Annotated in this window: 5 protein-coding genes; all 5 read right to left on the bottom strand. The window is 53.6% G+C overall.

Annotated features, from left to right (window positions below; translation table 11 throughout):
• On the bottom strand, positions 1-2,998 hold a 2,998-nt coding region (locus INT22_RS07230; RefSeq protein WP_193067956.1), incomplete at its 3' end, for a type I polyketide synthase.
• Complete coding sequence (locus tag INT22_RS07225; RefSeq protein WP_193067955.1) at positions 2,995-4,635, bottom strand: LTA synthase family protein; 1,641 nt, start codon at positions 4,633-4,635, stop codon at positions 2,995-2,997. The genes INT22_RS07225 and INT22_RS07230, both read right to left, overlap by 4 nt.
• A gap of 1 nt (position 4,636) precedes the next feature.
• Positions 4,637-5,455, bottom strand: a complete 819-nt coding sequence (locus tag INT22_RS07220) for an SDR family NAD(P)-dependent oxidoreductase (protein ID WP_319022053.1) — start codon at positions 5,453-5,455, stop codon at positions 4,637-4,639.
• Positions 5,452-6,687 carry a capsule biosynthesis protein gene (locus INT22_RS07215; protein WP_193067954.1) on the bottom strand — a complete coding sequence of 412 codons (1,236 nt, stop codon included), beginning with the start codon at positions 6,685-6,687 and terminating at the stop codon, positions 5,452-5,454. Before INT22_RS07215 ends, INT22_RS07220 begins: the two co-directional genes overlap by 4 nt.
• A 1-nt stretch (position 6,688) precedes the next feature.
• Positions 6,689-8,604 (bottom strand): capsular polysaccharide biosynthesis protein (locus tag INT22_RS07210; RefSeq protein WP_226912484.1); only part of this gene is annotated, 1,916 nt, incomplete at its 5' end.

Raw genomic sequence — 8,604 nt, 5'->3', positions numbered from 1 at the left:
CGGCATTTAGCTGCCATTCGCTACCGGTGGCTGGCTCGCGGGAGTGGATGGCTAAGCGGCCGTCGTCTGGATCCAGCGTCAAGCGCATGGTGCGCCCATTGGGCCCATCCAACAGTAAGGGAGCGCGAATCTCCAGCTCTTCAATGTCTAAAATCGGTGTGTCTTTCTGCTGCAGGGCCGCTGCTAGCGTAAGCTCCACAAACCCCGCGCCGGGGAAGACTGCGCCTTCGCCGACAACGTGGTCGGCCAGCCATGGCTGGCGTTTGGTATCCAACTGGCTTTCCCAGGTGTTATCCTGCTGCGCCAATGGGTAGCCAAGTAGCGGATGCTGATAATAACGGGAAAGCAGCCCTTGGCCATCATTGGTGCCTTGCACCCAAAGCTGAGTGCGCTGCCAAGCGTAGCGTGGCAGCAGTACCCGCTCGCCTTCTACGGGGAAGAAGTGATGGTTATCAAGGGCTAATCCACTTAGCAACAATTGGCCGAGGCAGCGGGTTAAACCATCTGCGCCTGACTTATGCCGTTCAATGGTGCCTAGCACTAATCCGCTACGCTCTTGCTGGCGTAAGGAGTCGTTCATATAGCGGCGCAGGATGGGGTGCGCGCCGACTTCCACAAAGACATTGTAACCCTGCTCAATAAGCACCGTAGCGGCGTTATCAAATAGGACGGGCTCACGAATATTGAGCCACCAGTAATGGGTATCCAGCTGTGTGCCTTCACTGATGGTGCCGGTCACGGTGGACACATAAGGAATCTGCGTGGCGCCTGGACGAATGTCAGCCAAGGCTTCCACGACGCCTGCTTTGATGCTGTCCATGGCGGGGCTGTGGAAGGCGTAGTCCAGTGGCAGGCGCTTTGCGAAGGTGCTCTGTTCGCTAAGGGCTGCTTCAATGGCGCTTAGCTGGTCACGATCACCTGCTAACGTAATGCCTTTGGGGCTGTTAATGCCTGCCAGGCTAATGTTGCTAAATTCGGGTTTTTCAAGCCAGGGAGCGATCTCTTCCGCGCTGATAGCGACAGCCGTCATTTCCCCAAGACCACGGGTTTTGCCCTGGTAGAAACTGCGGTAATAAATAACTTTAACGGCGTCTTCTAACGTTAATGCGCCGGATGCCCAGGCGGCAGCAACTTCGCCAACGCTGTGGCCGAATACGGCGGTGGGCACGATACCCTTGGATTTAAGCCATTCGGTTAACGCGACCTGCAGTGCAAACAGGGCGGGTTGGGCGATTTCGGTGCGCTCAAAGCGCCCTTCGCTGGACTCTTCCTGGTTACGGCCCGCAAGCTCGTCACGCAGTGAAAAATCACCATGCTTCTGGAACAGGGTATCTACACGGTCAATGGCGTCGCTAAACACGGGTTCGCTGTCTAGCAGGTCGTGACCCATGGTTTCCCATTGGCAGCCGTTCCCGTCGTAAACAAACACTGGGCCTCGGGCGTTAGCTAAGCGCTCCAGTGTCACAACGCTGTTGGTTTCACCTTCAGCAAACTGGCTGAGCGCGCTGGCGGCGGCCTCAGCTGTTTGGGCGAAACAGAGCGCGCCAAACGTGTGTTGTTCGCGGTGGCTGTTCAGCGTGTGGGCGGTATCATAGAAAGCATGGTCGCTTTCGCGTAGGAAACTAGCTAGGACACGGGCATTAGCCGCCAGTGCTTCCTGGCTTCGTGCGCTAATACGAACGGGTAGCGCAGCATCGGGCACTTGGCGAGGTGCTGGTGCTTTTTCGGGGGCACTTTCCAGTATGACGTGAGCATTGGCGCCACCAAAACCAAAGGAGTTGACGCCAATGACCAAGCGGCCCTGTTTTTTGAGCGCTTGAGCTTTGGTGACCACGCTAATGTTCCACTCATCAAATTTGATGCGTGGATTAAGATTGCGTATACCAATGGTGGCGGGCACTTCACGGTGCTGCAGGCTGTACAGCGCTTTAGCAAGCCCGGCAACGCCAGATGCCGTTTCTAAATGGCCGAGATTACTTTTCACTGAGCCAATCAGAAGTGGTGTTTTACGATGCTTGCCGAGTGCTTCGCCGATAGCCCGGGTTTCAATGGGGTCGCCAACGGCGGTGCCGGTGCCGTGAGCTTCAAGGTAGTCGATCTCGTCCGGCGAAATGCCAGCCTGTTCGTAGGCGCGGCGCATTAATTCAATTTGGGCGCTGGGGTTGGGCACCGTAAGACCAGATTTGTGGCCGTCAGTGTTAACTGCTGAGCCTGCTACCACGGCCAGGATATTATCGCCATCGGCCACGGCTTGATCATAATCTTTTAGCAAAAACAGCCCAGCACCTTCTGAGCGCACGTAACCATTACCGGCTTCATCGAAGACTTGGCAGCGGCCAGTGGGCGAGAGCATGCTGGCCTTAGAAAAAATAATAAAACCATAGGGGTGCAGGTGCAGGCTGATGCCACCTGCTAGCGCCATATTAGTTTCGCCGCTGCGAATCGATTGGCATGCCTGGTGGAAGGCCACCATGGAAGATGAGCAGGCGGTATCCAGCGACATGCTGGGGCCATGTAGATCAAAGACGTAAGAGAGCCGGTTAGAGGCGATACTTGATGTATTGCCTGTCGCGGTCGAGGCATCAATCGCCGACATGTCATCGGCAAGACGATAGGAATAATCAAGGCTGGCGACGCCAAGGAAAACGCCGCATTGGCTACCGCGCAGGGTGCTGGGCACGATGCCCGCGCTTTCCATGGCTTCCCAGCTAAGCTCTAACAGCATGCGCTGTTGCGGATCCATGTTCGCCGCTTCACGGGGCGAAATGCCAAAAAACTCTGCGTCGAATCCGCTTATATCGCCTAGGCTACCCGCGGCAAACGTGACGCTGGTGCCGGGATGGCGTTTGTCGGGATGCAGGAAAGCATCGTGGCTCCAACGGTCGGAGGCCACTTGGGTGACGAGGTCTTTTTCGGCTTGCAGGTCCTGCCAGAACGTTTCAGGTGTGGTGCCGGGGAAACGATGGGCGGCACCGATAATGGCAACGCGTTTAGTCATTCTTGCTCCTGAGGTTCTGGTTCTGCCTTGATCACATCGCTACTTATATCGCGTCCAAACGCCCGTTTAAATAGGTGGACGCCAAGTTCGTTTGCTTCCAGCATGTACGACGCGCGCTCATTTGGCGGCTGGTCGCACAAATTACGATCTACTTCCGTTGACCATATCATGTACGGGGTGCTGCTAGCAGGAGGCGAATAGTGCCTATATGCGGCAGGCAGTATGGGTACGTGGTCACCGTACCAGCCCAGCAGCCCTGGTCTTATAGCAGAGTTTAGCGCTGCTTTAACGCTTCCGAGCATTTTATCTGATTCACCTAAGTGGTGCAGGTAAACGGCCAAATCGCGTAAATGATGCGGTAGTGGCCACGGCGCTGCTGGCAATGTTGACGCTACTCTGGCCTTTTCCGGTGCTTCTAAGTGTAAAGGGCCGTGATTCTCCATGGTAATAACAAACACAAAGAGTGGCCTATTATCGTTATCTTCAAGCAGGCGTCCAACTCTACGTGCAACGGCTTGGTCACCAATATACTGACCATGCTTATCCTGGCTTTCGAATGCGCGAATGTCGATAAACGTCTCAAACCCTAGTTTGGGAATAACGCTGTCACGCATATAGAAGGTAGCCGGGTAAGGGTGAACACAAACAGTTCGATAGCCTTGGGCTTTGAATGCACTGGCAATGCTGGGCAGTGTGTGGCGCGACAGCGTACGGTAAGGATTAAACTGACGCGGCCCCCAGGTGTCAGGCGCTATGCCAGTTAAAACGGCGCATTCGGTGCGCACAGTGTTTGCGCCCCATGCGGGCACATTCAGCGCTCCCTGCACGACAGCTTCCTGGCAGGTAGCGTCATAATTCGGCAGTAAGTCAGCGGCAATCTCGCTACACCAGGGGCGAGGATCAAAAAACGATTCACTTTGTACCAGCACAACGTTTGGCTTTGCCGCATCGGCGTCTAGCTCAAGGCTATGTTGATCAAGTGACCGATGTTGAGCAAGTGGCTGAAAGGGCGATGTCTCGGGTGTGGGCGGTTGTGAGCGCATCAGGGCAATGCCGTATGCCCACAGGCTTGAAAATAGTCCCAGTCGATCTAGGTCAATGTTAGGGGTCAGTGTGATAGGCGGCAGTTTTCGCCACCCCAGCCAAACGAGCAGCGCACCGATTGCTATCAGCATTAGGCTATTCACTAGAAACGCAGTGCCGCCCCATTGGCGAATTAGCGATGGTTCAAAAACCAAAAAGCTACCAATCGCAACCGCACCGGCGCTGCTGGCAGCAATGGCGAGACCAATGCCGAAAAAAGGCACATACAGACGCGGGTGCAAAATAGCATCCCAGAAGTATTCAAAATCATGGCAAATAAAGGGTTCGTTCAACGTGCGTGATTTAGTATTGCTGGACTGCACGACCACGAGTTGCAGCGATAAGATGAAAACAACAGCAAACCAAGGGCGTTGCAGAAGCAGCATAAAGGCGCCAAACAACAGTAACCAGCTACCAAGGTGCAGCGTGTTTGCGGCTATGCCGCGTTTCCAAAACGGTTGTGGGCGAGGGCTCAGCAGCGCCTCGAACAGCACACTACCTAACAAGCCTACTAAAAGTGGGCTAATAAATGTGGATGATAGAAAGAACTCCACGCTACGCGCCCCCGGTATGATTAAAGCCAAGGCGTTTGATGAGCCATTGAGAAATGCCCGCCGGTAGCACGGCCAGCCACCAAGTACCGAAATTCAGCGGGAAGGGAAAACTGATACGGGCGCGGTTAGCGGAGATACCACGTTGTATGGCGTTGGCGGCCCGCTCTGGCGGCCATTCCCAAGGCTTGGGGCCAGGCATGGCATTGCACATGGCAGAAGTGACGTAGCCAGGCATTACCACGGTCACACCAATGCCATGGGGTTCGAGTAAGCCTCTTAGGCCTTCTCCATAGGCTTTGATGCCCGCTTTGCTGGCGCTGTAGCTTGGTGTTGTCGGTAGGCCGTGCCAGCCCGCCAACGAGCTAATAAACACCAATTGACCGCTGCCGCGTGCTTGCATGGCAGGAACCAGCCGCTGGGCCATTGCAATGGGGGCTTTCAAGTTGACATCGAGTAGTGCTTGAACCTCGTTCCACGGTTCTAGCGTGCTTGCGCTTGGATGAGTATTGATACCCGCATTGGCAATCACAATATCTGGAACGTGCTCGGCACATAGCGCATCAAGCCATGCGTTGAGTTCGCTTGCGTCGGTCAAGCTGGCTGATGACAGCGACACCTGTGCGCCTTTTTCTCGACACGCCATCGCCAGCTCTTCAAGCGCCTGCTGGTTGCGGCCATGTAGCACCAAGTGTGTAGCAGGAGCTGCATAAGCAAGGGCTAGCGCCCCGCCTATTGCACCGGTGGCACCGGTAATCAGCACGCAGCGGGGTGCATTAGAAGGGAAAGAGGTCGTTACATCAACGTTCACACCAACGCTCACAGCAACGTCTCCAGTGGTGAAGGGCAGGCTTCTAGTATACGCGCTGCATTGTTCACGGCTAAATCGATACTGGGTTGGCAGTAAAAACCACCATTAATTTGCGTGGTGTACATCACCGTATTGCGAAAATAGCCAAAGAGCGCTTGGCTGGGCAGCGGCGGTTGGTGCCAAAATTCGTCTAGAGAGCCTTCGTAGGTGAGGCCCGCCAAATTGTAAATGGGGTCGCTGAGGGCAAAGGTGGGGCACTGTTTTTCAAGGGAAACAATGCCGACCGTGCTGTTTACTGTGACGGTGCCCGTGGCGTGTTTAAGCAATGGATTGAGATTGCCTGACTCTAGGTAAACGATGCGTCCTTGTAGGCCGTAAAAATCTTCCAGCCTTTTAATAATGTTCGGGTAATTAACCAGCCCCATATCCAGCGGGTGGTTTTTTATACACAGCAGCGCATCACTCGGGGCGTGTAGCGCAAACGATCCCATCACGTGATCCATCACCTCTTCCATATTGGCATAAGGTGAGTGGTCGCGAATCTGCGCATCGGTGTTGAGCTGCAGCGGCAACATAAAATAAGGCTTTCCGCCTTCTATAAGACTTTTAATCCGCGCTGCATCGCGCTTTTTCCAGTATCTAAGTAAGGTAAAGCGTTTGGCGTAGCCCGCATACTCCACCGGCGCAGTGATGGGTGCATGGTTACGATAGTGGGGGGCCACCAGGGGATTCGCTAACCCCGCTAAGTGATAGCACATGTCGTGAGCGGCACGGATTTTAAAAGACGAGCGAAAGCGAACCGGTGCAGGGAGTTTGGGCAACGCTTTGCCTGTTTCAAAAAACCACTTAGGGTCTCTAGGCAGCAGAGAGTGACCATTAACGCCCTCGCGTTCAAGCGTGACCCAGAACGGGCGAAAGTAGCCTTCTTCAAAGACGTGTGTGCGAATGCCTGCGGCGGGCGCTAAGTCAACGGCTGGGCGGTGAATCGGTCGGCGATCACCGAACAGTACTTGGTCGGTAATGTCGTAACGTTGCCATAGCGACTGAATATAAGCTGGAAGCTCGCTTAGCTGGCCGCGAAACAAATGGTTCTGGCTGTGGGTGCGCTGCCAGTAGATGATATCGCCAGCGTTGAAGTTAACCTTTACCACGCGGTGGCCGTCGTCGGTGAGCCGGCGGGCTAGACGCTGGTAGAAGGGCGAGCAGACGCCTTGTAAAAATAAGAATGCACGCTTTTGCTTCAACTTAATGACTTCCAATAAATAAGTTACGATAGCAGCGGTATAATCGCTGCTTCCATGTAAGCATATGTTTATGAGACTTAACTTGTTCTAATTTAGCCTGCTCCAACAGGCTGACTACCGTTTCAGCATTACACAGCTGCCGAGAGTCGGGGTCGACGTAGTTGGGGTACAGAAGCAGAGTTCCTGCTACTAACGCATCCAATGATAGAGCCCGGTTTCGTCTTGGGCAGTACATGGCGTCCTGGGTTAATCCCCAGCCTGCGTAAAACGGGAGGCCATAGGTGCACACTTGGCGCCGACGAAGCAGTGCTTCAAAACCGGTGAGCGAACTCATAGTATGCACGGCATCAACGCGTGCTAGCAGCACAGTGATATCGATATGGCTGGCATCGAGATCATACAGGCGTTTGGCGTTGGTATCGAGTGCTCCGATGCGTGCGCCGGTGATTACATCAGGGTGGGCTTTGTAAACAATAAAAGCATTAGGATTGGCATGTCGTACGGCCTTTAACAGCGCACTATTAGTCCTAATCTCTGGTGAACCTGTTGCAATTGACGCATCGCTTTCTACCTGGCCAGGCACCAAAATAATGTGCTTATTGGCGGGTAATTCAATGACTTCCTTTCCCGGTACATTATATTTGGAAAGCTTTAATGCGACCAACCGTTCGCGCAGGTGTGCCGCTCGCTCTAATAAGTCATCGCTGAAATCGGCGGTGTTAAGCAGCGTTTCTAGCTCGCTGGGCTGGCTGGGGTCGTAGTAAATGCCCTGTCGATCAATGACCAAGGATAGCGGTTGAGCGAGGTCTACCCCAAGACCGATTGATCGGATGAAGCCGTCTTCCATTCGCCATAATGCCGCTAGATGGTCGCGGTGGCGGGCTTTAAAGTCATCGTTAATACGACTGGACCATACCAACAGATTGGGTTTTTCAACATCCACTGCTAAAGCCGCTGGCAGCTCTTTTTGATATTCAATGGTGGCCGCTGGGCCAAGAAAATGGCCAATAAAACGCTTTTTCCATGAAGAGAAGCCACAGGCTAGCCATTTGCCACGCAGGCGCTCTTGCTGGCGCTTTTGGTCGGCAATCAGGGCAATCGTTTCTTCTAGCGTTGCAGCACTGCCTGTGTAGGGGTTGGCATACCGAGTGTAACGAAGGTAGGCGGCGGCAAATACTTCTTCTAAGCGCCGAGTCACCCTGCGGCGCGTGCAACTGAGCTGATCATGGGTTAACCCCCAGCCTGCATAGAAGGGGAGACCAAAGCAGTGCACTTGTTTGCCTGCCATCAGTGCTTCGAAACCTAATTGGCTTGTCACCACATAAACGGTTTTAACCTTGTCGAATAGTGCCCAAGGGTTAATGTTGTCGCTAACGATATGGCAGCGAGGGTTTTCATGAGCCCCTGCTAAATGCCCCTGCTTTTTGCCTGCGATAACATCAGGATGTACTTTGATAAAAATATCGGCATTAGGATGGTTATTTAAAGCGCAGTCTAACATTTGCTGAAAACTGTCTGCATCCGCACCACCATGGTGAATAGAAGCATCACCTGCGGTTTGATCCACCACTAATACGTTGTTGGTTTCAGCATTGTTGGTTTTAGCATTGATGGTTTCAGCAATGGGAAGCGAATAATCAGGTGCGTGGTTGTATTTCGATAAGCGATAACGCGATAGTTGCTCAATACAGAGCGTGGCTTGGGCAAGTTCTTCAGCATCAAACGTGGCATGGTTGAGCCAGTTTTCTAAATCACTAGGTCGAGAGGCGTCATAATAGATGCCCGTATAATCGACGACCATGCTATGAGGCTGATAGCCTTCAACGCCTAGTCCTAAAGAACGAAGAAAGCCATCCTCTAGAGCGACATACGGTAGGCTATGACGAGAGGCATAATTACGCGCGCCGTCACTTGTGG

Source organism: Halomonas sp. 3D7M, from assembly GCF_014897885.1.
GTDB lineage: Bacteria > Pseudomonadota > Gammaproteobacteria > Pseudomonadales > Halomonadaceae > Vreelandella.
The sequence above is the reverse complement of the archived record's forward strand: the minus strand, read 5'-3'. Positions and strand labels throughout refer to the sequence as shown.